This is a genomic window from Vibrio sp. 14N.309.X.WAT.E.F5 (genome assembly GCF_030397615.1).
Lineage (GTDB): Bacteria > Pseudomonadota > Gammaproteobacteria > Enterobacterales > Vibrionaceae > Vibrio > Vibrio lentus.
On record NZ_JAPNXR010000004.1, the window covers coordinates 166465 to 193346 of the forward strand.

24 protein-coding genes and 1 tRNA gene are annotated in these 26882 nt (G+C 42.8%); 13 read left to right on the forward strand and 12 right to left on the reverse strand.

The genetic code is table 11. From position 1 onward, the window contains the following. Nucleotides 1-97 precede the first annotated feature (97 nt). Together OW495_RS06995 and OW495_RS07000 are read left to right on the forward strand one after the other, a co-directional pair. Complete coding sequence (locus OW495_RS06995) at nt 98-1360, forward strand: inorganic phosphate transporter (RefSeq protein ID WP_017084749.1); 1263 nt, start codon at nt 98-100, stop codon at nt 1358-1360. Nucleotides 1361-1565: 205 nt separating this feature from the next. Further along, nucleotides 1566-2177, forward strand: coding sequence for a TIGR04211 family SH3 domain-containing protein (locus tag OW495_RS07000; RefSeq protein ID WP_017080238.1), 612 nt, complete (start codon nt 1566-1568; stop codon nt 2175-2177). Nucleotides 2178-2314: 137 nt separating this feature from the next. Here OW495_RS07000 and OW495_RS07005 read toward each other — a convergent pair whose 3' ends face one another. Then, entirely contained in the window at nt 2315-3232 is a 918-nt protein-coding gene (locus OW495_RS07005; RefSeq protein ID WP_289885745.1) for a general secretion pathway protein GspB, read from the reverse strand. After that, on the reverse strand, nt 3232-4902 hold the full coding sequence (locus OW495_RS07010; protein WP_198599799.1) for an ExeA family protein: 1671 nt from the start codon (nt 4900-4902) through the stop codon (nt 3232-3234). The genes OW495_RS07005 and OW495_RS07010 overlap by 1 nt, the downstream gene beginning before the upstream one ends. 36 nt (nt 4903-4938) lie before the next feature. Between OW495_RS07010 and OW495_RS07015 the strand changes: the two genes are divergently transcribed. Beyond that, nucleotides 4939-6255, forward strand: coding sequence for a multifunctional CCA addition/repair protein (locus tag OW495_RS07015; protein WP_102513990.1), 1317 nt, complete (start codon nt 4939-4941; stop codon nt 6253-6255). Nucleotides 6256-6343: 88 nt separating this feature from the next. Here the strand turns inward: OW495_RS07015 and OW495_RS07020 are convergent, their stop codons facing one another. The 3 genes from OW495_RS07020 to folB are packed head-to-tail and all read right to left on the reverse strand — an operon-like array spanning nt 6344 to nt 8001. Next, nucleotides 6344-7147, reverse strand: coding sequence for an undecaprenyl-diphosphate phosphatase (locus OW495_RS07020; protein ID WP_004735967.1), 804 nt, complete (start codon nt 7145-7147; stop codon nt 6344-6346). A gap of 15 nt (nt 7148-7162) precedes the next feature. Further along, nucleotides 7163-7645: a 2-amino-4-hydroxy-6-hydroxymethyldihydropteridine diphosphokinase gene (gene folK / locus OW495_RS07025; protein WP_017106849.1), complete on the reverse strand. Its 483-nt coding sequence runs from the start codon at nt 7643-7645 to the stop codon at nt 7163-7165. Further along, nucleotides 7642-8001 carry a dihydroneopterin aldolase gene (folB, locus tag OW495_RS07030; RefSeq protein WP_004735969.1) on the reverse strand — a complete coding sequence of 120 codons (360 nt, stop codon included), beginning with the start codon at nt 7999-8001 and terminating at the stop codon, nt 7642-7644. Before folB ends, folK begins: the two co-directional genes overlap by 4 nt. A 137-nt stretch (nt 8002-8138) precedes the next feature. On the opposite strand from folB, the gene plsY reads away from it, so the two are divergent. Further along, entirely contained in the window at nt 8139-8735 is a 597-nt protein-coding gene (gene plsY / locus OW495_RS07035; protein ID WP_004735970.1) for a glycerol-3-phosphate 1-O-acyltransferase PlsY, read from the forward strand. Between the two features lie 92 nt (nt 8736-8827). Here plsY and OW495_RS07040 read toward each other — a convergent pair whose 3' ends face one another. Together OW495_RS07040 and tsaD are read right to left on the reverse strand one after the other, a co-directional pair. Beyond that, nucleotides 8828-9643, reverse strand: coding sequence for an alpha/beta hydrolase (locus OW495_RS07040; RefSeq protein ID WP_102513991.1), 816 nt, complete (start codon nt 9641-9643; stop codon nt 8828-8830). 124 nt (nt 9644-9767) lie between these two features. Next, complete coding sequence (tsaD, locus tag OW495_RS07045; RefSeq protein WP_010434613.1) at nt 9768-10784, reverse strand: tRNA (adenosine(37)-N6)-threonylcarbamoyltransferase complex transferase subunit TsaD; 1017 nt, start codon at nt 10782-10784, stop codon at nt 9768-9770. 258 nt (nt 10785-11042) lie between these two features. Here tsaD and rpsU point away from each other — a divergent pair, with 258 nt between their 5' ends. From rpsU to OW495_RS07070, 5 genes are all read left to right on the forward strand, one after another. Beyond that, the gene (rpsU, locus tag OW495_RS07050; RefSeq protein WP_004396009.1) at nt 11043-11258 is read left to right on the forward strand and encodes a 30S ribosomal protein S21; all 216 of its coding nucleotides are present in this window, start codon (nt 11043-11045) and stop codon (nt 11256-11258) included. Nucleotides 11259-11283: 25 nt separating this feature from the next. Next, nucleotides 11284-11727, forward strand: a complete 444-nt coding sequence (locus OW495_RS07055) for a GatB/YqeY domain-containing protein (protein ID WP_017106852.1) — start codon at nt 11284-11286, stop codon at nt 11725-11727. Nucleotides 11728-11846: 119 nt separating this feature from the next. Then, nucleotides 11847-13598 (forward strand): DNA primase, encoded by a 1752-nt coding sequence (gene dnaG, locus OW495_RS07060; RefSeq protein ID WP_102281938.1) that lies wholly within the window; start codon nt 11847-11849, stop codon nt 13596-13598. Nucleotides 13599-13697: 99 nt separating this feature from the next. Beyond that, complete coding sequence (gene rpoD / locus OW495_RS07065; RefSeq protein ID WP_017106853.1) at nt 13698-15542, forward strand: RNA polymerase sigma factor RpoD; 1845 nt, start codon at nt 13698-13700, stop codon at nt 15540-15542. 163 nt (nt 15543-15705) lie between these two features. After that, nucleotides 15706-15781, forward strand: a tRNA-Ile gene (locus OW495_RS07070). A gap of 174 nt (nt 15782-15955) precedes the next feature. On the opposite strand, the gene OW495_RS07075 is transcribed toward OW495_RS07070, so the two are convergent. Beyond that, a complete protein-coding gene (locus OW495_RS07075) occupies nt 15956-16819 on the reverse strand; it encodes a phage integrase N-terminal domain-containing protein (RefSeq protein WP_289885750.1) in 864 nt (287 codons plus the stop codon). A gap of 860 nt (nt 16820-17679) precedes the next feature. Here OW495_RS07075 and OW495_RS07080 point away from each other — a divergent pair. From OW495_RS07080 to OW495_RS07095, 4 genes are all read left to right on the forward strand, one after another. Beyond that, nucleotides 17680-18819, forward strand: coding sequence for a DNA cytosine methyltransferase (locus OW495_RS07080; RefSeq protein ID WP_244268261.1), 1140 nt, complete (start codon nt 17680-17682; stop codon nt 18817-18819). Nucleotides 18820-18917: 98 nt separating this feature from the next. Then, on the forward strand, nt 18918-20873 hold the full coding sequence (locus OW495_RS07085) for a DUF262 domain-containing protein (protein ID WP_289885757.1): 1956 nt from the start codon (nt 18918-18920) through the stop codon (nt 20871-20873). Beyond that, nucleotides 20870-22006 carry a DUF3696 domain-containing protein gene (locus tag OW495_RS07090; protein ID WP_244268260.1) on the forward strand — a complete coding sequence of 379 codons (1137 nt, stop codon included), beginning with the start codon at nt 20870-20872 and terminating at the stop codon, nt 22004-22006. Before OW495_RS07085 ends, OW495_RS07090 begins: the two co-directional genes overlap by 4 nt. Then, nucleotides 22003-22947 (forward strand): hypothetical protein, encoded by a 945-nt coding sequence (locus OW495_RS07095; RefSeq protein WP_061033559.1) that lies wholly within the window; start codon nt 22003-22005, stop codon nt 22945-22947. The genes OW495_RS07090 and OW495_RS07095 overlap by 4 nt, the downstream gene beginning before the upstream one ends. 209 nt (nt 22948-23156) lie before the next feature. Here OW495_RS07095 and OW495_RS07100 read toward each other — a convergent pair whose 3' ends face one another. The 4 genes from OW495_RS07100 to OW495_RS07115 form a co-directional block, all read right to left on the reverse strand. Then, complete coding sequence (locus tag OW495_RS07100; protein WP_289885761.1) at nt 23157-24410, reverse strand: VapE domain-containing protein; 1254 nt, start codon at nt 24408-24410, stop codon at nt 23157-23159. Then, nucleotides 24407-24595, reverse strand: coding sequence for an AlpA family phage regulatory protein (locus OW495_RS07105; protein WP_061033557.1), 189 nt, complete (start codon nt 24593-24595; stop codon nt 24407-24409). Before OW495_RS07105 ends, OW495_RS07100 begins: the two co-directional genes overlap by 4 nt. A gap of 493 nt (nt 24596-25088) precedes the next feature. After that, the gene (locus OW495_RS07110) at nt 25089-25355 is read right to left on the reverse strand and encodes a hypothetical protein (RefSeq protein ID WP_289885763.1); all 267 of its coding nucleotides are present in this window, start codon (nt 25353-25355) and stop codon (nt 25089-25091) included. A gap of 159 nt (nt 25356-25514) precedes the next feature. Beyond that, nucleotides 25515-26810 carry a site-specific integrase gene (locus OW495_RS07115; protein WP_289885764.1) on the reverse strand — a complete coding sequence of 432 codons (1296 nt, stop codon included), beginning with the start codon at nt 26808-26810 and terminating at the stop codon, nt 25515-25517. Between the last annotated feature and the right edge of the window lie 72 nt (nt 26811-26882).

Here is a 26882-nt window from a genome sequence, read left to right on the forward strand (position 1 = left end):
TTTTAACCAAACCACTTATGCGCTGAGTATTCCTCTCGCTGAGCGGTTTTTTGCGTCTAAATTTGTTCCGCTTGTTATCAAACAACTAGGTATTACGATGGATATCCTTGCTAACTACGGCACTGTCCTGATTATTGTTGCAGCAGCTTTCGGTTTCTTGATGGCTATTGGTATTGGTGCAAATGACGTTGCGAATGCAATGGGCACTTCAGTAGGCTCTAAAGCTCTAACCGTTAAACAAGCGATCATTATCGCAATGATCTTTGAATTCGCAGGTGCTTATCTTGCGGGCGGCGAAGTAACAGACACGATCCGTAAAGGTGTTATCGAAACGTCTCTATTCGCTCATCAACCTGACGTACTTGTGTACGGCATGATGTCTGCACTACTAGCTGCTGGTACATGGTTGCTTCTAGCATCATACATGGGCTGGCCAGTATCAACGACTCACTCAATCATCGGTGCAATCATCGGTTTTGCTTGTGTGTCTGTAGGTACAGAAGCAGTAGACTGGAACAGCGTTCAAGGTATTGTGGGTAGTTGGATTGTCACACCGTTGATTTCCGGCATCTTCGCCTATCTCATTTTTGTAAGTGCCCAACGACTGATATTCGATACAGAAAATCCGTTGTTTAACGCTAAGCGTTTTGTACCTGTGTACATGTTCATTACGACAATGGTCATTGCACTTGTAACGATCAAGAAAGGTCTTAAGCACGTTGGTCTTCACCTAAGCGGCACTGAAGCATGGTTATGGGCAGCAGGTGTTTCTGCTCTAGTCATGATTGGCGGTTACTTATACATTCAAAAGAAATTTGCTAATCGCGAAGAAGACCATGGCTTTGCAGGCGTAGAAGGTATCTTCAGCGTACTTATGGTTATCACAGCTTGTGCAATGGCATTCGCACACGGTTCAAACGACGTAGCTAACGCGATTGGTCCACTGTCTGCTGTTGTTTCAACGGTTGAGCACATGGGTGAAATCTCAGGTAAGAGCACTATCGCATGGTGGATTCTTCCACTAGGTGGTATTGGTATCGTTGTTGGTCTTGCTACCATGGGTCATAAAGTAATGGCGACTGTGGGTACTGGTATTACAGAACTAACACCTAGCCGTGGTTTCGCAGCTCAGCTTGCAACTGCGTGTACCGTTGTTCTTGCTTCTGGTACAGGCCTTCCAATCTCAACCACACAAACATTGGTTGGTGCGGTATTGGGTGTAGGCTTTGCTCGTGGTATCGCAGCTCTGAACCTAGGCGTTGTGCGTAACATCGTTGCTTCTTGGATTGTAACACTACCTGCTGGTGCACTACTTGCAGTTGTATTCTTCTACGCAATTCAGGCTATGTTTACAATGTAATAGCCTTGACGTTAGTAAATATTAGCGTCAGAAAACGGTGAGCTTCGGTAACGATATGTAAATACCATGTCATTATTGACTCAAACGCACAGAAAGGGAGGCTTTGCCTCCCTTCTTTGTTGCACCGCATAAAGAAACTAAATATTATTTGCTCATTGAGGCTGACTCATACGCCTACCCAATTTGAATCGTTAAGGGATTTACTGTGAAAAAACTGATTAGCTTAGTTTTGCTCGCAATGCTTGCGGCTCCAGCTGCCTTTGCACAAGACCGTTATATTGCTGACAAACTATTTACTTATATGCATTCTGGCCCAAACAACACATTCCGTATCATCGGTAGTGTTGATGCTGGTGAAAAGATTACTTACCTACAAACTAACAAGAGCACGGGTTACACCCAGGTTCAAGATAACCGCGGCCGTAAAGGCTGGGTAGAAAGTAAGTTTGTAAGCACTCAAGAAAGCATGGCTCTGCGCATGCCTAAGCTAGAAAAAGAACTGACTGACGTAAAAGGCAAGCTTGCAAATGCTCGCCAAAGTGCAGACAGCGAGAAAGCTGGCCTAGCGAGCTCTCTAGACTCTCGTAACAAGCAAATTGCTGAACTTGAGCAAAACTACAGCGAGATTAGCCAGCAGCTAACGAGCTCTCAAACAGAGAACCGTGAGCTACGCGCTAAGCTAGACACACAAAAAGATGATCTATTGCTGAAGTACTTCATGTACGGTGGTGGTGTTGCTGGTATTGGTCTACTTCTTGGACTTATCCTGCCACACATTATGCCTCGTCGCAGAAAGTCACCAAACGGCTGGTCGTAAGCTGATCGTTTTATCTGCTTAGCCTATCTTGCGCTAAACAGAATAAATTCAGTATCGAATATCAAAAAGGAGCACCGAGGTGCTCCTTTTTATTTGTCTTGGTTTTATCTTCAAGTCACTGCGCTAATCCCTATTAACTAGCCTTTCCACTCGTATAGAGCCGGGATTTCTATCTTCTGATGATTAAACTCAATGATCACCGATTGTGGTTTAATCTCTAACAACTGAATGTCTTGTCCAATCCAATCTCCTTGCGCCACCTCATGACCGTTCACTTTGACCCAACGTTTCGTTTCACTACTTGAGTACATATGAGTTTGTAAATCTAGCTTTGGCAGTACCCCTGACAAACTACTGCCATGAGACTCTAACTCGATGACCGGAGATTCCATGCTTTCAGCTGGTCTAGAATCCATTGGCTCAGGTGCGCTTTGTTGGTCACCCATAAGAGATTCAAGCTTCAATGCTAAATCAGGTGGTAACTCACTGAGGTCTAGCCCTTGCAGTAAATCACTGTCCGATTGCAACTCATTACTGCGCTCAGGTGAGCTTGACTGTGGCGATGAAGGTTCGAAGCTCTCAGTGCTTGGCTCAGAATTAAACTCTGGATTTGGCTCAGAAACATCAGCTCGTGCAAACATGACGTTCGAGTCATTCATATCAGCGGCATTGCTGATATTCACTTGGGCGTACACCTCTTTGCGCGGCAATACTTTTAATTCGTTATGTGGGGGTGCTGTACGAATCAAAAATGGCGACTCATCTTGCGTAACTGCCACTGTTTCATTCGTTACTGGCGCCTTTGAAGCGGTCGCTTTATCTTCAGACTTAAGAGGCATTGTCTCCGTCGACTGGCTGAGCGCTTGAGCAGAGGAAGTATAAGACTGATAAGCCAGCGTACCACCGACTAACAAAGAAGGGACTAATAGTAAAAGAAGACCCATAGCGAGCGATGAACCTTTCTTTTTACTGATCGCCACAGCAGAATTTGGGACATGATGGCTTTGGTAGCCTCTAAGCTCGGATTGTTTGAGCTCTTGCATAATGCGCGACATTAGCTGGCTCCTCCATCGAGTGACATCAACTTAGGTGAATCTAGTTGAGCCAACCTTTGCAATCTTGCCAATGTACGTTTGCCCGCAATACCGTCCACAGACATCCCCTGCCAAGTTTGAAAGGCTTCAACTTTCATTTTTAATTCATTATCAAACACATCATTTCCTGAAACGACTTCACCTAACACTTCAGACAACAGTAAATCCAATAATGTTACGGCTTCGCCTTGATAGCCCTCTTTTAGGGTTTCTCTCAGTGGTTGTTTCCAAATCGCAACATAATCGCCTTGCCACACTTGTTCTAACGAGCGCTTAGGCATTACCAACAATTTCTCGTTAATGAGGAGCTCAACCGAGTCGTCAGACTCCCCATAAAGCACGGCGAATACAGGCTCTTGATCGAGTTCAAGATTAAGAACCACAGGCATCCCAAGCTCCAACAAATCCGTTAGGTTGGCCTGTTGTTGCTCACACACGAACACGCTTTGAGGTTCACTTAAACACAAACCATCACGCAAGGAGGACTGATACCCCCAAAGGGTGTAGAGATCTTTAATCGCAAGAGAACGGTTAGTCCCTTGCATTAAATGCTGTTGAATATCTTGTGGTAATGCAAACTTTGAAGGCTTCGGCTCTGCCGCTAACTTAGCCGTATCTGCCACCAATGAGCGCTGTGTATGCGCCAGTACTTCGGTTTTAGCTTCGCTTGAAGTGTTAGCCGATAACCATGAATCTATATAGGACGGGGCGAAGTTAAAAGTAGTAAAGGCTAAGCCAATGCTTAACGTCGCTAAACCAGCATATTTGAGTAGCTTTGGTGCCACGGTAACTGCGTGCTGTTTTTCAACATGATAGACATCAGCCTGAAAGGCCATGATCTGCTGGCAAGCTCGGTTAACCGTTTCATTGGAGGGCACTTGCTCACCATCATGAAAAGCGAGCTGTAGAGCCTTATCGCACACCAAATTGATAAGTCTCGGAATACCATGAGTATATTGGGCAATCAGCTTGATAGAACGATTCGAAAACAACATCTGCTCGCCACCCGCCGTTTCCAAGCGAAACGCGATGTACTTGCCAGTCTCTTCAGTATTAAGAGGCAGTAAGTGATAACGACCTGTAATGCGCTGCGCTAGCTGGCGCAATTGTGTTGTTTGTAGATGCTGTTGTAATTCCGGCTGACCAACCAACAGCACCTTTAACAACTTACGACTGTCTGTTTCTAGATTGGTTAGAAGGCGTAGCTGCTCCAATACGTCAGCAGCAAGGTGTTGTGCCTCATCGATCACCAATAAGGTTTGAATACCTTCTGCATGGCTATCCAACAAAAAATAATGAATCGCTTGGCTGAGCTGTTTGAGCGATGCTTGTTCAGGGTATTCCACCTCAAACTCATCACAAATAGCTTCTAGTAAATCCGTATTGGAAAACGTAGGGTTGAGTATAAGGCCAGCTTGAGTCTGATTATCGAGTGATGACAACATCGCTTTGGCGACCGTTGTTTTTCCTGTACCTACTTCACCAGTAAGCATCGCAAAGCCCCCACCCTCGCCTAAACCGGCTTGTAGGTTCTGCATCGCTTCTTGGTGACGCTGACTCAGAAACAAATAGCGAGAATTTGGTACAATCGAAAATGGCATCTCAACGAAGCCAAAATATTCCTTATACATGTGCTGCCCTATAATTACGATTAATGGAAAGTACCATTGCTCGCAGTAAAGTCCAGCAGTGATAAAACATTTCGAGGTGATAAGTTGCAAATATACGATAGCCTACCAAAAGACAATGGGCTACAGCGCTATCTAGTCGGTGGAGCGGTACGCGATAAGCTGCTCAATATTGATAGTTATGATAGAGATTGGGTCGTGGTAGGAAGTACCCCTCAAGAGATGGAAAGCCTTGGCTTTACTGCTGTCGGAAAAGATTTCCCTGTATTCTTACACCCAAAAACCAAAGAAGAGCATGCACTGGCTCGCACCGAAAGAAAGTCAGGTTCGGGTTATACAGGTTTCGAATGTTACTTTGCACCGGACGTCAGTTTGGAAGAAGATCTGATGCGCCGAGATCTCACGATCAACGCAATCGCCCAAGATGACAAAGGCCAACTTTACGATCCTTACCATGGCCAAAAAGATCTCTCTAATCGTATTCTAAGACACGTCTCGGACGCTTTTGTTGAAGATCCTCTTCGTGTGCTGCGTGTGGCTCGCTTCGCCGCCAAGCTTCACCACCTTCACTTCACGGTTGCACCTGAAACCATGGTGATGATGAGTGAGATAGTGCAATCTGGAGAACTGGCACACCTCACTGCTGAACGAGTTTGGCAGGAATGGCATAAATCTCTTAGTACTCCGCACCCTGAAGTGTTCCTTTCTGTACTGAAAGAATGCGGTGCATTGGCTGTTGTGTTGCCTGAAATTGACGCTCTGTTTGGTGTGCCTCAACCTGAAAAATGGCACCCTGAAATCGACACGGGCATTCACACTCTGATGGTTGCTCAGCAAGCTGCGCTATTAAGCTCATCATTACCAGTGCGTTTTGCAGCTCAAGTACATGACTTAGGTAAAGGCGTCACGCCAGAAAGTGAGTGGCCAAGCCACAAGATGCATTGCCATACAGGCTTAAAAATCATTAAGAAGCTGTCTGAAAGAGTCAGAGTGCCCAATGAATTCAGAGACCTCGCGTTATTAGTGTGCGAGCAGCATTCTAATATCCATCGTGCAGGCGAGTTAAAGCCAACCACCTTTCTCAAGGTTCTCAACAAGTTCGATGTTTGGCGTAAGCCAGATAGACTCGACGATATACTGCTTTGCTGCCAAGCCGATCATGCTGGCCGTAAAGGATTAGAAGATCAGCCTTATCCTCAAAAAGCACGTTTTGAAGTCGCTTACCAAGCAGCGCTTGAAGTCGAAGTTAAATCGATTATTGCTGATGGTTTTCAAGGTAAAGACATTCGAGAAGAACAAGAGAAACGCAGAGCTGCTGCGATTGAGCGCGCGTTATCAGAACTCTCTAATAGTTAATCTTCATTGCACTAGTAAACACACATTAAAAAACCCGCGATTAAGCGGGTTTTTCGTTTCAACTTGTAGGGTGCTGCATAAGCGCTTTTTACTGCATCATCAAGAAAGCAAACAGACCAAAACCTAGAATCAAGCGGTAGATAACGAACGGTGTCATACCCATACGTGAGATAAGCTTCAAGAAGAAGTGAATACAGATATAAGCACTGATGAAAGAAACCACAATACCCGTTAGTAAGGTGCCAACATGAATAGGGTCACCACTGGTCACTAACTTCAGGCCTAAGTATCCACCAGCCAAAGTGATGATAGGAATAGACATCAAGAAAGAGAATCGAGCCGCCGCTTCACGCGTGAAACCTAGGTAAAGCGCTGCGGTAATGGTTGCGCCAGAACGAGACGTGCCAGGGATGATCGCCATTGCTTGAGCAAGACCAATAAACAGCGCCTTTTTCCAACCCGCTTGGTATTCGTCATCACGCAAGCTTGAGTTCTTATCCACCCACCATAGCAACAGACCAAAAATAATCGTTGTCGTAGCAATTACCCATGCACTGCGCAAATAAAGCTCAACAATATCTTTCATCAACAAACCAAAGATACACGCTGGAATCGTCGCGAGAATGATCATCCACGCGAGCTTCGCTTCTTTACTGCGATCACCCTTAAACACGGAACCAAAGAATGCGCTCAAAAGAGAGACCACTTCTTTGCGGAAATAGATAACTACTGCGGCCAGAGTACCAACGTGGACCGCCACATCAAAGGCCAAGCCTTGATCTTCCCAACCTAATACAGCAGAAGGAAGGATTAAATGTGCAGAACTGGAAATAGGTAAAAACTCAGTAAAGCCTTGCACCAACGCCAACATAAACGCTTCAAAATAACTCATTACTTACCTTAAAAATTATAGTTTTATATCTACGACAGAGAGCGAGTCTAATTGCTGCATCTTCTGCCATATTTCACTGACGGTTCTTCCATCTTGCGGGATCACTCTCGCAGGACAGAGATCATAAAGTGGTTGTGTTACAAAAGGATATTTATAGATATCACTGCGTGGTAATTCTGGTTCGCTTTCAGAAACCACGTCTCCAAACAGCACAATATCAAGATCGAGCTTTCGATCTTGAAGTTTATGAGCATCTTGAGAGCGACCCCATTTAAACTCAATTTTACGAAGTTGCTGTGAAAATTCAGTCAATGAGAGTGATGTGTCGAGCTCTATCACAAAGTTATAAAACGAATGGCTTTCAAAACCTACAGGCTCACAATGATAGATCTTAGAGCATTTAAGGTCAGTCCCTAACGATTGAAGTTCTGTCCATGCCACCCTTGCATGCTTGTCGCGGTCTATGTTCGTGCCAACACCAACATAGGCTATTGTCATGCTTGACCTCGTTCGATGATCACACCGACTGCTTTTGCTTGTGGCACTGCGCCAGGCTTCGCTAAACGGATTTTAATCCAAGGCACTGAGAACTGAGTCATGATTAGTTCAGCAACTTCTTCTGCCACACGCTCAACCAATAGGAATCGGCCATTAGCAATATGATCCAGCACAGCAGTACTAACCGTCGAGTAGTCCAAAGCATCAACCACATCGTCACTCTTACCCGCAGGGCGATTGTCATGAGCCATTTCAATATCAAGCACAAGTTTTTGTTTGATCTCTTGTTCCCAATCGTAAACACCGATCGTTGTAATTACTTCTAGCTGTTCAATGAAAACTTTATCCAGTGCCATGACTTGTCCTTTTAGAGGTCGGATACCCATATTGGGGAAAAAAACGTATTATTTGCGTAATTCCGGATATGATATCAATTACTCTGGGATTGAGCATTATTTTCCCATCGTTAGGCTTATAACCGTTAAGGACAGACATGACCCCTTTGGCTCTCATCATGATCATTGCTGCCTATTTGCTAGGTTCAATCTCGAGTGCGGTCTTGATATGCCGAGTTTTAAGACTCCCTGATCCCCGAACGGTAGGTTCTAACAACCCTGGAGCAACCAATGTTCTGCGTGTTGGCGGTAAAGGCGCAGCTGCTGCCGTCCTTTTGTGTGACATGCTTAAAGGTACCATTCCAGTATGGCTTGGCTACTACCTTAATATCGACTCGATCATTTTAGGTGTTGTCGCGATAGCGGCGTGTCTTGGTCATATGTACCCAATATTCTTCCACTTTAAAGGTGGTAAAGGCGTCGCAACGGCACTCGGAGCCATCGCCCCAATTGGATTCGATCTAACGGGAATGATCATGGCGACTTGGTTGGTTGTGGCATTTTTGTTTCGTTACTCTTCTTTAGCGGCACTGGTTACTGTGTTGCTCGCACCTTTCTACGCTTGGTTAGTCAAACCTCAATACACACTGCCAGTAGCGATGCTGTGTTGCTTGATTGTGTTGCGTCACCATCAGAATATCCGCCGCCTTCTCGATGGCAGCGAACCAAAACTCGGGCAAAAAAAATCGGCTTAAACTTTCATGTCTAAGCCGAACTATTTTTAAACCGAGATACGTTTAAACCGACACAACTCTAATTCAGTCAATACTATTCGTTCTTTCAGTGCTTACAGCAGGTGTTTATCTAAAAACGCCTTCAGCATAGAGTTAACAAACTCTGGTTGCTCTAGCGAGCTAATATGACCAGCACCAGGAATGACCACTAACTCACTGCCCGTAATGCAATCGTGCATTAGGTATGACTCCAGTGCCGGACGTGGCTTATCTTCTTGTCCAACCGCAATCAAAACTGGCAGTGCAAAGTTCTCTACCACTTCAATCATGTCACGACGCCCAAAGACCATTCGACCGATTCGCGCGACTTCTTCCGCTTTATCACCTTGAAGTTCAGACAAATGCTGAGTAAAGCTCTCAACCAAAGCTGGTGAGTTTGTTTGAGCATCATTAGCAAAGAACAGTGGAACTACGGCTTCAACAATCGGTTGAGGAACCATTTTGGTTTGAGTAATGGTGTCTAACATGCAGAAGTATTTAGCATGAGCAACTTCTGGCTCTAAGCCAACAAAGGTATCCATAAGTACCAAAGACTTGATTCGAGCAGGTGCTAACTCCGCTAACTCAGTTCCCCACATACCGCCAACCGATAGGCCGACAACGGAAAACTCTTCGATTTCTAAATGATCAAGGAGATCCAAAATGTGTTGAGCGTAATCTTTCAGGTTACGCATCGAGTTCGGTGCAGCTTGTGACTCACCATGAGACCAAAGCTCTGGAACGATGCAGCGATAGTGAGCTTTTAGAGCCTCGATCTGTGGCTGCCACATTGCACTATCCCAAAGATAGCTGTGACCAAATACAACAACCGGGCCTTGACCTTCATCTAGGTACGTCATCGATTGGTTGTCTACAGTGAACTTATTCATTTTCTTCCCTAATCTCTATCAGCAATTATTTATCGACATATAGTCGGTAAGCTAGGATATAAAAACGGCCGCACAAGGCGACCGTTTATCGAAATACTATGGTTTATTTGGCGATTGGTTATGATTAAGCAATTGGTTCTAGTTGGTCAATTGGCCAACGCGGCGTAGCATGAACAGACAAATCAGCCGTTTCACCATTTTTAAGGCGTTGCATACCAGCGTAAGCAATCATCGCACCGTTATCAGTACAGAACTCAGTTCGTGGGTAGTAAACCTCGCCACCGATTTTCTTCGCTAGCGCTTCAAGCTCAATACGTAGCTGTTTGTTGGCACTTACGCCACCAGCAATCACTATACGTTTCATGCCGGTTTCCGCCAAGGCACGCTTACATTTAATTACCAAGGTCGCACAAACGGCTTCTTGGAAAGCGTAAGCGATATCAGCTCGTGTCTGATCGTCGTTGTCATTCGCACGAATGGTGTTCGCTGCAAATGTTTTTAGACCAGAAAAGCTCATGTCGAGTCCTGGACGGTCAGTCATTGGACGCGGGAACTTAAAACGACCCGGAGTACCTTTTTCTGCCAAACGAGACAGCAATGGACCTCCTGGGTAATCTAAACCCATCAACTTCGCGGTTTTATCAAACGCTTCGCCGGCAGCATCATCAATCGACTCACCAAGGATTCGATACTCACCGATGCCTTTCACTTCTACCATCATGGTATGTCCGCCAGAAACCAGCAGAGCAACAAATGGGAATGGTGGCGGGTTATCTTCTAGCATAGGAGCAAGAAGGTGACCTTCCATGTGGTGAACCGGTACAGCTGGTACACCCCAAGCATAAGCGATACTGCGACCAATGGTTGCACCAACCAGCAGAGCGCCGACTAAGCCGGGTCCTGCAGTGTAAGCCACACCATCGATGTCTTTTGACGTTAGATTCGCTTCAGCCAATGCCGCTTTAATCAGTGGAATGGTCTTTTTTACGTGGTCACGCGATGCCAACTCAGGAACCACACCACCATAATCGGCGTGCAGCTTAACTTGGCTGTATAATTGATGAGAAAGCAGGCCTTGCTCATCATCATAAATCGCAATTCCTGTCTCATCACAAGAGGTTTCAATACCAATAATGCGCATAATTTTCTCGGCACGCTTTCATCTAAAATGGGAAATTAGCGCAATATTACCCTGCCTAAGCTCTTCAAACAAATATTGTACAGACTATAATCGACAAAGTGCTTTACAAAGCCACTGTGATCGGATTAAAATTCCGCACCATTTTTGATCAAGCTGGTTAATGGCCAAACGCGAATAGAGAGTTAGCTCGATGGGTAACTTCTCTGATTTGGTACTGAGTGACCAGCGATAATGAATAACCCCTGAGGTGAAAGGCATATGCCAATAGTTAAAGTACGTGAAAACGAACCGTTCGACGTTGCACTACGTCGTTTCAAGCGCTCTTGTGAAAAAGCAGGTATCCTTTCTGAAGTGCGTCGTCGTGAGCATTACGAAAAGCCAACTACAGTTCGCAAACGCGCTAAAGCAGCAGCTCAAAAGCGTCACGCTAAGAAGCTAGCTCGCGAAAACGCACGTCGCGTTCGCCTGTACTAATAACTTAATCCATAAGGACTGAGTTATGGCTCTTATTGAACAACTCAAAGAAGAGCAAAAATTAGCGATGAAAGCCAAGGACAAACCGCGCCTTGGCACTATCCGCTTAGCTCTTTCAGCAATTAAGCAACGTGAAGTTGACGAACGGATCACTCTGAACGACGACGACATAATTGCTATATTAGTTAAAATGGTTAAGCAACGTCGCGATTCTGTTGCTCAATATGAATCAGCAAATCGTCAAGATCTTGCTGACGTGGAAAAAGCAGAAATTACTGTACTTGAAGGCTTTATGCCTCAACCGTTAACTGAAGAAGAAGTTGTTGCACTACTTGATAGCGCAATCGCGGAAGCTCAACCAGCGGGCATGCAAGACATGGGTAAAGTAATGGCTATCTTGAAACCACAAATTCAAGGGCGTGCAGATATGGGAAAAGTTAGTGGTTTAGTTCGTTCTAAACTCGCTTAATCCCAAATCAAATTGCAACAAGCCGTGCAATCCTTCGGAACGCACGGCTTGTTTGTATCTGTAACCTATTCAAACTATTATTATCCACACTCTCAGTTAGTGCATTTTTCTAAGGTTTTATGGCAGGACACATCCCGCGTAGTTTCATCGATGATCTCCTAGCGCGTCTCGACATTGTCGATATTGTGGACGCACGCGTGAAACTTAAGAAAAAAGGCAAAAACTATGGTGCTTGTTGTCCATTTCACAACGAGAAGACCCCTTCTTTTAGCGTAAGCCAAGAAAAACAGTTTTATCACTGCTTTGGTTGTGGCGTGCATGGCAATGCCATCGACTTCATTATGGAGTTCGAACGTCTCGACTTTGTTGAAGCGATTGAAGAACTTGCCTCATTTTTAGGCCTTGATGTTCCTAGAGAACAGCGCAGTGGTGAAATATCCACAGCACCAAGAGCCAACAGCGAACAAAAACGTAACCTCTACGATTTGATGGGCGGCATCAGTAATTTTTACCGCTCTCAACTGAAAATATCAGCTAACAAGCCTGCGATTGATTACCTAAAGAATCGTGGACTGTCTGGTGAAATCGTACAGAAGTTTGGCATTGGTTACGTCGCTGATGAATGGGACTTGGTTCGTAAGAATTTTGGGCAACAAAAAGAAGCCCAAGACATGCTCGTTACTGGCGGCATGTTGATAGAAAACGATAAAGGTAACCGATACGACCGATTCCGTGGACGTGTCATGTTCCCGATTCGCGATCGTCGTGGTCGAGTGATTGGTTTTGGTGGTCGAGTCTTAGAAGACGGAACACCGAAATACCTAAACTCACCAGAAACGCCTATCTTCCATAAAGGTAAAGAGCTTTACGGCCTTTATGAAGTGCTGCAAGCCTACCGTGAACCGCCGCAAATACTTGTGGTTGAAGGTTACATGGATGTCGTGGCATTAGCGCAATATGGTGTTGATTACTCCGTGGCATCATTGGGCACCTCGACAACCGGTGACCACGTTCAAATGTTGTTCCGCCAAACCAGCACAGTGGTTTGTTGTTACGACGGTGACCGAGCAGGTAAAGAAGCAGCGTGGCGCGCACTCGAAAATGCGCTTGAATACCTGAAAACAGGTAACACGCTCAAGTTTCTATTTTTACCCGACGGCGAAGACCCAGATAGCTATATAAGAGAGAATGGCCAAGAAGCCTTCGAACGACTGGTACAGAATGCGACACCGCTTTCTACTTACTTGTTCGATAATCTTATTGAGATACACAAGTTGAACTTGGGAACAACGGAAGGGAAGTCGGCACTGCGAGCACACGCAAGCGCCTTGATTAACAAAATCCCTGACAGTTATTTCCAAGAACTGCTCGAAAAATTATTGGATGAGCGTACTGGTTTTGATAACCAACTGAGACGAGCTCGTGTTCATACTAAGAACCCGACACCTCAACCGCATAAAGAACTGAAACGCACGCCAATGCGAGAAGTTATCGCTTTGCTTATCCAAAATCCGAGCTATGCTGATATGGTACCGGATTTATCAAGTGTCAAAGGCTTACAGTTGCCTGGACTAAGTTTATTCGTCGAAGTACTTGATAAATGCCACGCGCATCCCCATATCAACACAGGCCAATTATTAGAGCATTGGCGACACAATAAACATGAGGCTCTTCTGTCTCGTCTCGCGAGCTGGGAAATCCCCCTCGACGAAGACAATCAAGAAGACATATTTTTAGACTCACTGGACAACATCCTTGCCCAGTGCGTTGAAAAACAAATTGAAAACCTGCAGGCCAAAGCAAGAAGCGTCGGTTTATCAGCCGAAGAAAAAAGGGAGCTACTAGCTTTAATGCTAGATCTAAAAGCGTAACCCTGTTTGATTAGTCAGCATTTAATAAATTTGTTAACATAATTGGTTTGCATTTGAGAATGCAACGTCCTTCACCAGACCTGAAGTTGGATATCATCTATGGATCAAAATCCGCAGTCACAGCTTAAATTACTTGTTATTAAAGGCAAGGAACAAGGCTATCTGACCTACGCCGAAGTAAACGACCACCTACCTGCAGAAATCGTGGATTCTGAACAGGTAGAAGACATCATTCAAATGATCAACGACATGGGTATCAAGGTAGTAGAAACTGCACCTGACGCTGATGATCTAGCTCTTAATGATGACGATGCCAATATAGATGAAGATGCAGCTGAAGCTGCTGCTGCTGCGCTTTCAAGCGTAGAAAGCGAGATTGGCCGTACGACTGACCCAGTTCGCATGTACATGCGTGAAATGGGTACGGTTGAGCTACTGACTCGTGAAGGCGAGATCGACATTGCGAAGCGCATTGAAGATGGTATCAATACCGTTCAACTATCTGTTGCTGAATACCCAGGAACAATTCCATACATCTTGGAACAGTTCGACCGCGTACTAGCTGAAGAGATTCGCTTAACGGACCTAATCAATGGCTTTGTTGACCCAGACGACGATGGCACAGCTGCGCCAACGGCGACTCACATCGGTTCAGAACTTGCTAAAACAGATCTAGAAGACGAAGACAAAGAAGAAGCAGAAGACGACGAGGAAGAAGAAGAGGAAGATACAGGTATTGATCCTGAGCTTGCTCTTGAGAAGTTCACAGCACTTCGCACTAGCTACCAAAACCGTCAACTAGCAATCAATGAATACGGCCACGAAAGCCCGAAAGCAACACTTGCAACGACAATGATGCAAGACGTATTCAAAGAGTTCCGTCTAACGCCAAAACAGTTTGATTACCTAGTAAACGAACTGCGTACTTCAATGGATCGCGTACGTACTCAAGAACGCCTAATCATGCGTCAAACGGTTGAGTACGGCAAAATGCCGAAGAAATCTTTCATTGCTCTATTTACGGGTAATGAATCTAGCGAAGCATGGTTGGACGAAGTATTAGCTTCAGACAAGCCATACGCAGAAAAGATCAAACGTAACGAGAACGATATTCGTCGCTCAATCCAAAAACTGGATATGATCGAGAAAGAGACGTCTCTTACTGTTCAAAGCATTAAAGATATCAGCCGTCGTATGTCTATCGGTGAAGCGAAAGCTCGTCGTGCGAAGAAAGAGATGGTTGAAGCGAACTTACGTCTAGTAATCTCGATTGCTAAAAAGTACACAAACCGTGGTCTACAGTTCTTGGATCTAATCCAAGAAGGTAACATCGGTCTGATGAAAGCCGTAGATAAGTTTGAATACCGTCGTGGTTACAAATTCTCTACTTACGCTACTTGGTGGATCCGTCAAGCAATCACTCGTTCGATTGCCGACCAAGCTCGTACTATCCGTATTCCGGTTCACATGATCGAAACGATCAACAAACTAAACCGCATCTCTCGTCAAATGCTACAAGAGATGGGTCGTGAACCACTTCCGGAAGAACTGGCTGAGCGCATGCAAATGCCTGAAGACAAGATCCGTAAAGTACTGAAAATTGCTAAAGAGCCAATCTCAATGGAGACACCAATCGGTGACGACGAAGATTCGCACCTAGGTGATTTCATCGAGGATACAACGCTAGAACTGCCTTTAGACTCTGCAACGGCAACAAGCCTACGCGGCGCAACTAAAGACGTTCTTGCAGGCCTAACACCTCGTGAAGCGAAAGTACTGCGTATGCGTTTCGGTATCGACATGAACACTGACCACACTCTTGAAGAGGTTGGTAAACAGTTCGACGTTACTCGTGAGCGTATCCGTCAGATCGAAGCAAAAGCACTGCGTAAACTTCGTCATCCAAGCCGCTCAGAAACTCTGCGTAGCTTCCTAGACGAGTAATTACACGCTTTAGTGTGGTTAGCTTTTAAGCATAAAATAGAAAAGGTGAGCGTTGGCTCACCTTTTTTGTGCCTGCATGATTTAAGTGGCTAAGATGTAAGCGGAATTGCCCCTTATAGTGTCTAGACACCACTGAATGGTTCCCCTATAATCTATGCCCTACGGCCCCTTAGCTCAGTGGTTAGAGCGCACGACTCATAATCGTTCGGTCCCCAGTTCAAATCTGGGAGGGGCCACCAAATTTAGAAAGGCGTAGAAGGTTAGTACTTACTACGCCTTTTTTACATCTATAGATTATGGGTGTAGTTATGGGTGCAGTTAGCACATAACTTAAAACCTCAACTTACTGCGTACTAACTATCTAATTAAATTATGGAATACTGTGTTCGCATCACAAGCATAAGAATTTCACCCTAACGTCCCAAATAGACTGCTGTAACCTCTTCTCTCCCATGGCCTAATTCTTCGCTAATTTGTGTCCTTATTTCTTTTACTCGTTCATATAACTTACTCGGTAACTCCCCCCTCTTTGGACCACCTTTAGCAGGACATGGAAAACCGACCAGCTCAAGATAGCGTTTTTGCGCATACGCATGCCTCAATCCATGAGCCCTATCTATCCCCATTTTTATACAAGCTTGTTGGTAGCGTCCAAGCTGCGTGCTGTAGAGCGACTCCGGAGGGATTAATGAACCGGCCCCGACCCATGATTTCAACTCATCAAGCAACTCCCTCTGCTGTCGAGTCGTAATGGGGATATCTCTAGGGCGAGCCCCTTTTGTTTGAACTAATCTTAGGAACTGCCCTTTATCCGCTTCTTTCAAACGAATTTTCATTGACTCCTCCCTTCGTAAACCGAAAGCAACTTGCAACCGAAATGAAGCTTGTAAGTAAGGGTTATTGATCAGGTTTAATTGCTCTTCCTTTAGTTCTATCGACTTATCTTGGTTTGTAACATACACACGCTTAGGGATACCGAGGTTTGTATTACTAGAAGGAAGAACTCCTGGCTTACCTATTTTCTCCAGTAACCAACGAAGGTGAGCGACTCGGTTTTTAATGGTTCCAGTACTTAGGCCATTACTCATCCACATACCAATCACCACGTTCAAGTGTTTTGAACCTAAGTTATGTAATTCAAGCTTGTTATAGCCGAGCTCTTTCAAGTGTCGATCTACAAGCTTTAGAACCTTTTTGCGTTCAGCTTGTGTCGCGTATGAACCATTGGGGTTTCTCTTTAATACTTGAGTGACTTTGAACATGAAGTTGGTAGCCATAGTTCTGCTTCCTTATAAAACGTTAAGGCAAAAAAAACCGACACTAGGTCGGCTTTATACAGCTATATCAATTGTTCTAATTTCAGAGTGCAGCAACATAGTTCATTGCGATTTTGGGTTAGTGTTATTGCTCCCACTTTATTCGTTAAAAGTGCCACATCCAATAGATATGATAATAGAGCGGTGCTACTGCGTGAGAGGTTCCCGAACAACTGAACTGGCCGTAAGCCGTTATCAATTAGTACTTTGTATAGCCCGAGTGGGCTAGAAATTAGAATGCGCTAAAAGTAGTGGGTTTTATTGCAATCATCCTGACAGCGACTGCTGTATTGAAGTGATTCAACCTGATTATTGTATCTAAGGTAGTAGTAAGCAAGAAAGGAGGCGCTGAGAGCGTCTATAGCTCCGTGGTCATTCGATTAGCATTCGTAGATAAGGCTTATCAGCTTAGTATTGGCGGGCGTTGTAAGCCCTGTCACTCTTGAAGAGTGACAGGGCCCTATATGCGAACCTAAATACCCAGAGAGCGCATACCCGATACTTTGATAATTGTTCTTTGTATTTATAGATCAAACTAACCTAAGATAAACAGCATTTGGGATAGCAAATTTTTGCTTAACACAAATGACTAAGGTTACTTCTTCGGCTTCTATCATCTAAATATCACAAGAAGATATAGATGTTTCGGTGAGTCGCTAGAGAAGTGAAAAAAGATAATGCTGACCAAAGGTTATCTGGCTCAAGTACGTATGTAGAAAACGCTTTGTCAAGCTATTGCAGTTGAGCTATTATCCGCTTCCTTTCAACCATATCAATATAATGATACTGGTTGAATAGTTTAAATGTTTAAGGAGCAAAGCTTGTTAAAACCTACTAATGCTGAAGACTGTAGCCCTATCATCTTTTCTTTTTTTGCAGGAAGTGGCTTTTTAGATCTTGGGTTCGAGCGAGCAGGTTTTGATGTCCGGTTTGTAAATGAATTTCATAAACCTTTTTTTGATGCCTACCAATACTCACGAAAAGTGATGAATCACCCAGAACCTCAATATGAACACCACCTAGGTAGTATTGAAGAGTTTCTAAGTGGTGAACCCAAAAAGCGGTTAAAACAATACGTAGCTAACGCAAGACAAGATGGTTTGGTTGGATTTATTGGAGGTCCTCCGTGTCCCGACTTTTCAGTAGCAGGAAAAAACAGAGGCCGCGAAGGTGATCACGGTAAGCTTACCGAGTCCTACGTCGATAGTATTATTACGTTCAAGCCTGATTTCTTTTTATTAGAAAACGTAAAAGGCTTATTTAGCAACAAAAAACACTCTTTGTTTTATGATGAGATGAAAGAGAAGTTGGTAAAAGCAGGCTACCTATTGACTGATAGGCTCACTAATTGCGTCGAGGTCGGAACCCCCCAAGACCGAGATAGAATTTTGTTGTTTGGAATTAAACGTTCAAAAGTAAAACGTAGCCAACACAAAAAATTAATGCAAAATTTCCAATGGCAGTCCTACTTGAGATTTGATAAAGACATAGTTCTAGACAAATCCTTATGGCCAACAGTAACACCATACGCTCCGAATAGTTCTTTAGCTGTACCCAATTTTTCGAATGACTTAGAGGAATTGACTATTGAATATTGGTTCAGGAAAAATGACGTATATAATCATGCGAACTCCAAACACCATTTCAAGCCAAAGAGCGGCCTTCCCAAAATGCAGACTATTGCGGAAGGGGATGTAAGTGGCAAGTCCTTTAAAAGGCTACATAGGTGGCGTTATTCAGCAACTGCGGCATATGGTAACAATGAGGTACATTTACACCCTTACCAAGATCGAAGATTAAGCGCTGCGGAAGCTCTTGCCATACAGTCATTACCGAAAGAGTTTGAATTACCACAGAGCATGAGCTTATCGAACATGTTTAAAACTATTGGTAACGGTGTACCATTTTTACTATCCGAAGCTATAGCTAAGACAATCAAAGACTTTTTGAAAACTCTCTGATTAATAAAGTAAACCGCATACCCCCTTTTCTCCTTCATATGACACACTTTTAATCACTATGGTAATATGGCACTAATAACTTATATATTTGGTGCCTTATGAACTTTGAAGATCTGCTCGATGACATAGAACAACTCATCGACCTCCCCTTGAATGCAATAACTGCAACTACAAATGGTATAACTCTTCTATCTATAGACAGAGAAAATGGCAGATATATAGTCAAATCTGACGGTTCAAATAAAGAACAAAAACGAAACATCCGAGAACTAGAGGCCATTTTCGAAAGCTTAGATAAAGATGGCTACTGTAACGTAGAGCAAGCTCTTCAAGGATCATTCACTAGTAGACACCAACCAGAAACAATTTTTGCGAACCTTCCATACATTCAATACTTCAAGTATGAGCGTCGCAAGCACCTAGTTCTAAGAGATAGCAATCAACATGTTTTAGGTGAGATACAGGAGCTCCCGTCGAAAGAACAGAGACAAGTTCGTAAAGCTCTAGCTTCCAACAAAACATTCAGCCAAAACCTTTTAGCAGCGCAACTCGATAAAGCGCTGATTAACTTAAGTAAAGAAATTCAAAGCCTACATATTAAGCAACCAGGGTTCCTTGTCGATAGCCAAATTAGAGAAATCGTATCAGAGCTCGGCAAGATAAACGATACAGTTCAATCAACAACAGTCTCATTAGACAGTAAAGTTGAATCTGTTGACGACACTTCAACAGAACTTGCGAAAGACTCCAATTTTGACATGTCAGACTTAGTTGACCTATCTTCTGTCACAGGTGTAGACGACGGTAACAACACTAACTCAGAATCTTCCAGTGAAGAGGAAGAGGAAGAGGATAGTTCCGAGTTAATCGTGCCAAATATTAGGAGGCAAACACCAAGTCTCTACGCTCTTTACCAAAGGCTTTTGCACAATGAGATAGAAATACAGCCAGATTATCAACGACAAGATCGAATTTGGGATGACAATAAGAAGTCAAAACTAATTGAATCCATTTTAATGGGCCTACCACTTCCTATTTTTTATTTTGGTGAACGCAAAAATGACAACTGGGTAGTTATTGACGGATTACAACGAATCACAACAGTCCAAGACTTCATGATGGGACATTTCCCATTAAAGCTAGATAAAGACTCTCCAGTCATTGAAGCTAATGGAAAATTCTTTACCGACTTCGATCGTAAGTTCACTCGAGCCATAACAGAGTTTGAGGTAACTGCATATGTTATTGATATGGAAGAAGATGACAAAAGCAGCGGCAGCGTCAACCGCTTTATCATAGAGCTATTTCATCGTATAAATACTTATGGAGTAAAGTTAAGTGATCAAGAAATTCGTTCTGCAATCAACTTTGGTAGTAGTGTCTTTTATTTGAAATTTTTAGCTTCAAGTCAGACGTTTATCTCATCGACAAATAATACTGTTAACCCCAAAAGGCAGAAAGACTTAGAACTATGTTTAAGTGCTCTTGCTTTTATTATTTTTGGTTACGAAGCATTCAAAGTATCTAAATATGATGATTTTCTATCCAAAGCTATGAATTGGGTCAATAATCAAGATTTTGAAAAAGTCGAGCATGAAAACGGGCAAATCGACTACGAGTCATATTCTCCAATTATCATTTCGCTTACGTCTCAATTTGAATCTAGCCTCAAATTTAATCATGAATTATTTGGGAAAGATGCATTTAAAAAGGTTAAAAACGCACAGAAAAAAGATCCTATCAGTAAGCCTCTATTTGAAGTTCTAGTCACATTGTTTGCAAATGCAAGCAAAGAACAAAAAGAGCAAATCAAAAAGAACAAGTTTGCATTTATCGATGGTTTATATTCCGCAATAAAAAATGACTCTCGAGACTATGCTGAATGGAAAAGTCCAGCCTATGTTAACTCTGACAGAGGGCTGTACTACGCACTATCTAACTCAACAGGTAAAAAAGTAACCATTAGCTATAGATTTGAAGCTATCTCAAATATACTGGCACAAACTACTGGCTGTACTATCGACATAAAACCTCTGGCTAGGTTGGAAAAATGATGATTAATAAATTAGAACTAAAAAACTTTAAATGTTACAAGTATCGTGAGTTCAATCTGGGGCATTTGACGGTATTTTGCGGCAATAATTCAGTGGGAAAAAGTACTGCGATCCAAGCCCTAGCAATCCCATTTCAAAGCAAGTTTGGTTCTGAAGTTCTACTAAATGATAACTTGGTAGAACTTGGGGCTGTTCGTGATATCTATTCAACACACGCAGAAACAGACGACAATAGCCTAAATATTGCTTTATACGTTGATAATAATAAATGCTCGTGGGGCTTTGACGACCTGACAGAACAAGCCACTTTAAAAAACCATCTACTCAATAAGTGTATGGAGTCTGAAGCTTCCGATTTATCGCATCACTATTTTGTAGATAAAGGCTTTCAGTTCCTACAAGCCGAACGCTTTGGACCACGAGCATATCTTGAAAACAGCCACGACCAATCTATTCGTTACTGGTTAGGAGCTAAGGGTGAATATGCTTATGAGATATTGACAGATTTAACTAACAACAGTGTGCGTCTCGCATCAGGAGACAAGAGAATCTTGAAAGATGACGAAGGTCGTTCAGTTCGACGTAACATCATTAACTGGATGGCGGAGATCTCTCCTGGGTTTAATTTTGAATCTGATACAGTAAAAAATGCTGAAATCAGTCACGCTCAATTTCAAGCTTATGGGTCAGGCAAAACTAACCCAGTAAACATGGGGTTCGGATTGAGCTATTCGTTAGGTATCGTTTGTTCTCTATTACTTACTGAACCCGGTGGGCTTGTAATAATAGAGAACCCTGAAGCCCATTTGCACCCTCGCGGGCAAAGTTACATAGGTCGTTTAATTGCACGAGCAGCCTTAGCTGGGGTTCAAGTAATTATTGAGACTCATAGTGATCATCTTCTAAATGGAATCCGAGTTGGCGCACGCTTGGATGATGATTATATTGGTGATGACTTTAAATTATTTTATGTTTCTGGCGTGTCTAACAACGAAAGCAACGTCGAAGAAATAACTGTTGGTATTAACGGCGAACTATCTTCTTGGCCAGAAGGCTTTTTTGACCAACAAGCATACGATCTCAAGACATTAATGAAGGGGGAAGAAGTTACTGATTTGGGGAGACGTCGATGACTAGCGCAGCCAAAGTTAGCGTCACACAACATAGTATTAACGGTTTAGCTACCGAAAATACATTTAATGACATTGAAAATGTAGCCAACAGACTCAAAGACTCGTTAGAGCTTTATAAACGCTCAACCAATGTTGACATAAATTGTCCGAACGACTTTTTTGAATATGGGGACGTAGGTACGTCTTTAAACGATAGGCTACTGGATATCACTAATGATAATTGGGATCTTTACCTATTAGCATTCCAAGAAATGAATAAGGTAGTACTTCCCTACGTAACTAACAACAATACTGAAGGAATGATTGCAGTAATCAACCACCAAACAGCAAACCTACCTCGTCACTATTCATTTATACTGGATGATACATTCAGATGGCCAACCGTTTCACCAGGACTACATACAACATCATGGAGCAACACACTCTCACTGAATTCGCAATTTATCGCAGATAATCACGCTGACGTGCAAGAGTTCTTATCATGGTCAACGTTGAATTATGAATATCTCGATTTTCACCCGAACCTTTTGAGTACACTAGGTACAATTCAAATTGGTACATATCAAGATTATAAACAACTACTATCACACGGTTTGAACACCTTAAATCAGTCCTATCATCTTATCTCATCTGAAGCTAATCAGAATCAAGCAGATTTAAATGTTATCTCCAACTTAACAAACCAGTTGGGACAACAACTCAATTGTTCTCGGCAAGGCCGAAATAAAGTCCCTACTCAGTTTAGAAAACCACCTTTGGTTCTACCAACCGGCAATGAAACCATTAATTGTGAGTATCACTTAAAGATTGATACAAAAGACAACGGACAACCTATCCCACACGGTCGAGGAAACCCTGTCCGAATCTACTTTGGCCTAAAATCCTATGATGAGTATGAGCGTAAGCAGTTTAAACTTGCCCACATAGGGAAACACTTGTAGCCGATGTCTGCTCGTAAACTCAGAAAAGGACGAAAGAACCTTAACACTACATGTACCTATAGTTAGGACTTAATGTCCTAGCTACCTCACGAATAAAAGACAAGAAAAAGTGGGGAAGAGCTACCTCACTTCCTTCACTTTATCTTTTGGTTGGACTAAGACTTTAAGAGTGAAGGAAGTGAAGTAAATATCCAAAACAAACTTTTCTTTTACTGATCAGGCAAATGAACCAAAGGAAAAAGGTACTTGGTATAGCCATTCTGATGACGGGATTGAAGTATCCCTTCCCTAGCTAATAGTTTTAAAGCTCTTCCAACATGAGCAACATTATTATTAGGGATGGCTATCAAATCACAGATCTGTTTAGGAGCCAACCACTCTAAATTATGAGCAGAACGATTGGCATAAAGATGGATATGCTCAACTAAAAGTTGGTACCAGTTACCTTTGTCCACGTACATCTTTGAGATTTTATCTACTTTAACTTGCTCTTCTCTAGATAATACCCACGCCTCTCCAGCTTCATATAAATACTTAACTTCAAGCCAAAACTGGCAAAGATTTTCTGGATACACGAGCTCAAGACGACCTGACTTTGAGTACTCCCAACCTAGAACCTTGTTCACATCATCAATCAAGATTGGTTCGGTAAGCTCAATAACGGCATAGCGAGAATTACCAGTTTGATCTTTCAAGAAATCAGTCTCGTTAACCGTAGCAATAAAATGACTTTGTCTCGGCTTCTTGACGTCAATTCGGCTATAAGGAGGCCTTACTGTATCAACCTCCTTTGATATAAAAGCCTTCAAAGCTCCTTGGCTATTTTTGGTAGAACGCTCCAACTCACCAAGCTCAATAATCCATGATCGAATGCATGACAACACACTATCTTTGTTATCAGGGTTAAGCTCAGCCCCTTCCAAAAATGAATAAGGTACTATCTTTGCAATCCGTTCTATAAAAGCAGTCTTCACGAAAGACTGCTCTCCCTGAAGAACAGGAACAAGCTTACTTTTAAAATTGTCTTCATATATTGAGGCAATACAGCCGACTAGCCAACGCTTCAATATGATACTCGTAAGTTGAGGGTGCTTAGAGCGAATACAACCAACGACGGAATTTAACCTACTAGTACCGTCCCACATTTTATTGGCTAAGTACCTTTCTATCGGGTGATAAACATTTTCTTTAGCCAACACGTGAAAGTGATCATCTATTCCTGCTTTTGGGTAATCATACCTAGATGAAGCACTGATCAATTCGCTTCTCACGACTTCATTAGGCAGCACTTTGCCATTAGCAATTACTTCATTTTCTAAAGTCATGCCATTTAGAAATGGTTCAAAACCTAAAAAGCTCAGTAACACTTTCAGATTATCAGATGTGTTCAGGATTTTCGTCTGAGCCCCTACTTGCTTACAATCAATAAATATGGGCTCCAGTCCTTTATCAGTTTTGCTCATACAGGACCACCTTGTTGGTTTAGCCACTCAACAAAGTCAGACTCTCTCCACCCAAGACAACGACCATTGATTTGAATAGGCTTAGGGAATGACTTGTCTTTTGCCCACCAACGCCAAATTGTTCTTGGGTTACGACCAACTGACTCAGAAACCTCTTTCAAGGACATAATTCGATTGTGTGTCATAAAATCTCCTTTGCTCTCTTTAGATGACACAACTAGTGTGAAGAAAAAAAATCCAACGAGGCTATTTGCGCAAGCACTTTAGTATTACTTTGAGTATCAGAAACAGAGGAAAAGAGACTTTAACCTTACATATCAATATTTTAAAAAGGCGAAGTGAAAATTAGATATAAACAAACTGAAAAATCTTTGTAAGTAAGGCGGTTTTTGCCTTACTTATCTAAGATTTGACCAAGCGAAGCGCGGTAGAAATTCGGATTCCGAATTCGGAGAAGAGTCAGATGCAGCACCGTCAAATGAGTAATTCGGGTTCCGAATTCTGGGAAGAGTCAGATTCAGCACCGTTCAATGAGAAATTCGGATTCCGAACTCTGAGAAGAGTCAGATGCAACACTGTTAAATGCGTAATTCGGATTCCGAATTCAGAGAAGAGTCAGGTGTAACACCGTCAAATAAGTAATTCGGATTCCGAATTTTAGGAATAGTGATTGGAAACCTATAGCTTTTCTTTCCCCTTACGCCATTGATCAAACTCTTGGTGTGTCATACGTATTGTTTCTGGGTACTTTTTTCCATAGCGAGCTTTGAGTGCAAGCTTGTAACCCTGTGCTCGATTTAAGCCAATAGACTGACATAGCTCCGTAAATTTCTCTCGGTCAGCTATTCTGGCTCTATCTTTATCAAGCTGAAGACCCAATTCATATTCTCGTTGCTTAAACAGCTTCTTTGCCTCTTCATACAACTTGTAAACTTCACTCATCATGACTTCCTAATAAATAAAAACACACGCCTACCTTTACTATCGACGTCATAGTCAGTGTAAATAAAAACGTGCTCTATTTAATAAAACTAGGTTCCGATTTTTGTAACATCTGATGAATTATTCACTTCAGCAGAATGGCCCTTCTAGTCATTTATATAATTAGCGAATATTCACAATATTAGAGTTCTCCACATCAACTTGACTCAGCTTACGCTCCCATAGTTCCATCGCTTGACGCTTTTCCGCTAAATAATCATATCGGTCATAGTGCTTAGAGCTAACATCATTCAAAGCATGGTTTTGAAGCCTATCTCTTAGAATCTTGCTAATTCCTATCTCTCCCATCAATGTCTTACAAGTACGACGAAAATCTCTAGGTACAAAATGCTCTATTTCAGGGTGATCTTCTCGGTAGCGAGTGATTGCCGTACGTAGAGAATCAAGCTTCATATGATCATCTTTGTTTTGAAAGTGCGGAAATATGAAAGGGCTATCAACTGCGACCCTCTGTTGTTTCTTTAAGATCTCTAAAGTGGAAACAGTTAAAGGGATAAGATGACTGCGCTTATTTTTAGAAATTTCAGGCTGTATACACCAGGTTCGCTCTTCCCAGTTAATAGCTTGCCATTTAGAAGCGGCTAATTCATAAGGCCGTTGTCCGCCAGTATGAAAACAAGCCAGTATTAAATGTCTCATCGATTCTGAAGCTCGAACTCCTAACAAATCAAATTCAATATCGCCCATGAACTGATACAACTCGCTAAAAGTTAGGTAACGCTCCCCCACCTTTTCAGCATCTTTTTGCTTAGGTATTAATGATACAGGGTTAAGCACCAAGCCAAACTTGTCACTTCTCAGGAAGTGAGCAGGGTCATTATCATGTGAAAGCCCATAATTGAACGCCGCGTGCAAATAACTTCTTACTCGATTACTTTGTGTTGGTGCTCCACGCTCAATCATATGAGCTATGATTTCAACTATCTGACCTGTGGTTACATCACAAGCCTTAGTTCGCTTGTCGATAAAAGGATAAACTTCATTCTCAAGAGCTTTGCGTACGTTTGAAGCCGTACGCTTTTTATCTTTGATCATCTGCCCAACATAGCTCTCAAACAAAAATTCAAGTGTGCCTTTGCTCTCGTCTTCTTTCCTTTTATCCTCTCGGTTCTGCGCCTCTTTAGCCAGTTCATATTTAGGGTCTAAACCTTGCTTCAACATCAGCCCTAATTCCTGAGCTCTCACTCTAGCATCAACCAGACTTAAGGTTGGAAAACGTCCAAGCTGAATGAATAGTCTTCGTCCTTCTTTAAAGTACCTAAATACAAAATTCTTGTTATCACTAGGAAGTACCTTAACCCCTAACCTACCAGTACCTCTTGTTCTGTCATTATCCCAAACATAATAAGCACTACTCTTGGATTTAAGCCCAACGATTTCCTTTTGTGTTATAGACATTCCTTTTCCTTACATAGTGCACCCACGAAATGTGGTGTAGTTATGGGTGTAGTTAGTACGTAACTTAAAGTC

Bases quoted from the DNA above. Each gene is read 5' to 3' on its own strand.
- OW495_RS06995 (WP_017084749.1), top strand. From the start codon at position 98: ATGGATATCCTTGCTAACTACGGCACTGTCCTGATTATTGTTGCAGCA.
- OW495_RS07005 (WP_289885745.1), bottom strand. From the start codon at position 3,232: ATGTCGCGCATTATGCAAGAGCTCAAACAATCCGAGCTTAGAGGCTAC.
- OW495_RS07010 (WP_198599799.1), bottom strand. From the start codon at position 4,902: ATGTATAAGGAATATTTTGGCTTCGTTGAGATGCCATTTTCGATTGTA.
- OW495_RS07020 (WP_004735967.1), bottom strand. From the start codon at position 7,147: ATGAGTTATTTTGAAGCGTTTATGTTGGCGTTGGTGCAAGGCTTTACT.
- folK (WP_017106849.1), bottom strand. From the start codon at position 7,645: ATGACAATAGCCTATGTTGGTGTTGGCACGAACATAGACCGCGACAAG.
- folB (WP_004735969.1), bottom strand. From the start codon at position 8,001: ATGGCACTGGATAAAGTTTTCATTGAACAGCTAGAAGTAATTACAACG.
- plsY (WP_004735970.1), top strand. From the start codon at position 8,139: ATGACCCCTTTGGCTCTCATCATGATCATTGCTGCCTATTTGCTAGGT.
- OW495_RS07040 (WP_102513991.1), bottom strand. From the start codon at position 9,643: ATGAATAAGTTCACTGTAGACAACCAATCGATGACGTACCTAGATGAA.
- tsaD (WP_010434613.1), bottom strand. From the start codon at position 10,784: ATGCGCATTATTGGTATTGAAACCTCTTGTGATGAGACAGGAATTGCG.
- rpsU (WP_004396009.1), top strand. From the start codon at position 11,043: ATGCCAATAGTTAAAGTACGTGAAAACGAACCGTTCGACGTTGCACTA.
- OW495_RS07055 (WP_017106852.1), top strand. From the start codon at position 11,284: ATGGCTCTTATTGAACAACTCAAAGAAGAGCAAAAATTAGCGATGAAA.
- dnaG (WP_102281938.1), top strand. From the start codon at position 11,847: ATGGCAGGACACATCCCGCGTAGTTTCATCGATGATCTCCTAGCGCGT.
- rpoD (WP_017106853.1), top strand. From the start codon at position 13,698: ATGGATCAAAATCCGCAGTCACAGCTTAAATTACTTGTTATTAAAGGC.
- OW495_RS07075 (WP_289885750.1), bottom strand. From the start codon at position 16,819: ATGGCTACCAACTTCATGTTCAAAGTCACTCAAGTATTAAAGAGAAAC.
- OW495_RS07085 (WP_289885757.1), top strand. From the start codon at position 18,918: ATGAACTTTGAAGATCTGCTCGATGACATAGAACAACTCATCGACCTC.
- OW495_RS07090 (WP_244268260.1), top strand. From the start codon at position 20,870: ATGATGATTAATAAATTAGAACTAAAAAACTTTAAATGTTACAAGTAT.
- OW495_RS07095 (WP_061033559.1), top strand. From the start codon at position 22,003: ATGACTAGCGCAGCCAAAGTTAGCGTCACACAACATAGTATTAACGGT.
- OW495_RS07100 (WP_289885761.1), bottom strand. From the start codon at position 24,410: ATGAGCAAAACTGATAAAGGACTGGAGCCCATATTTATTGATTGTAAG.
- OW495_RS07105 (WP_061033557.1), bottom strand. From the start codon at position 24,595: ATGACACACAATCGAATTATGTCCTTGAAAGAGGTTTCTGAGTCAGTT.
- OW495_RS07110 (WP_289885763.1), bottom strand. From the start codon at position 25,355: ATGATGAGTGAAGTTTACAAGTTGTATGAAGAGGCAAAGAAGCTGTTT.
- OW495_RS07115 (WP_289885764.1), bottom strand. From the start codon at position 26,810: ATGTCTATAACACAAAAGGAAATCGTTGGGCTTAAATCCAAGAGTAGT.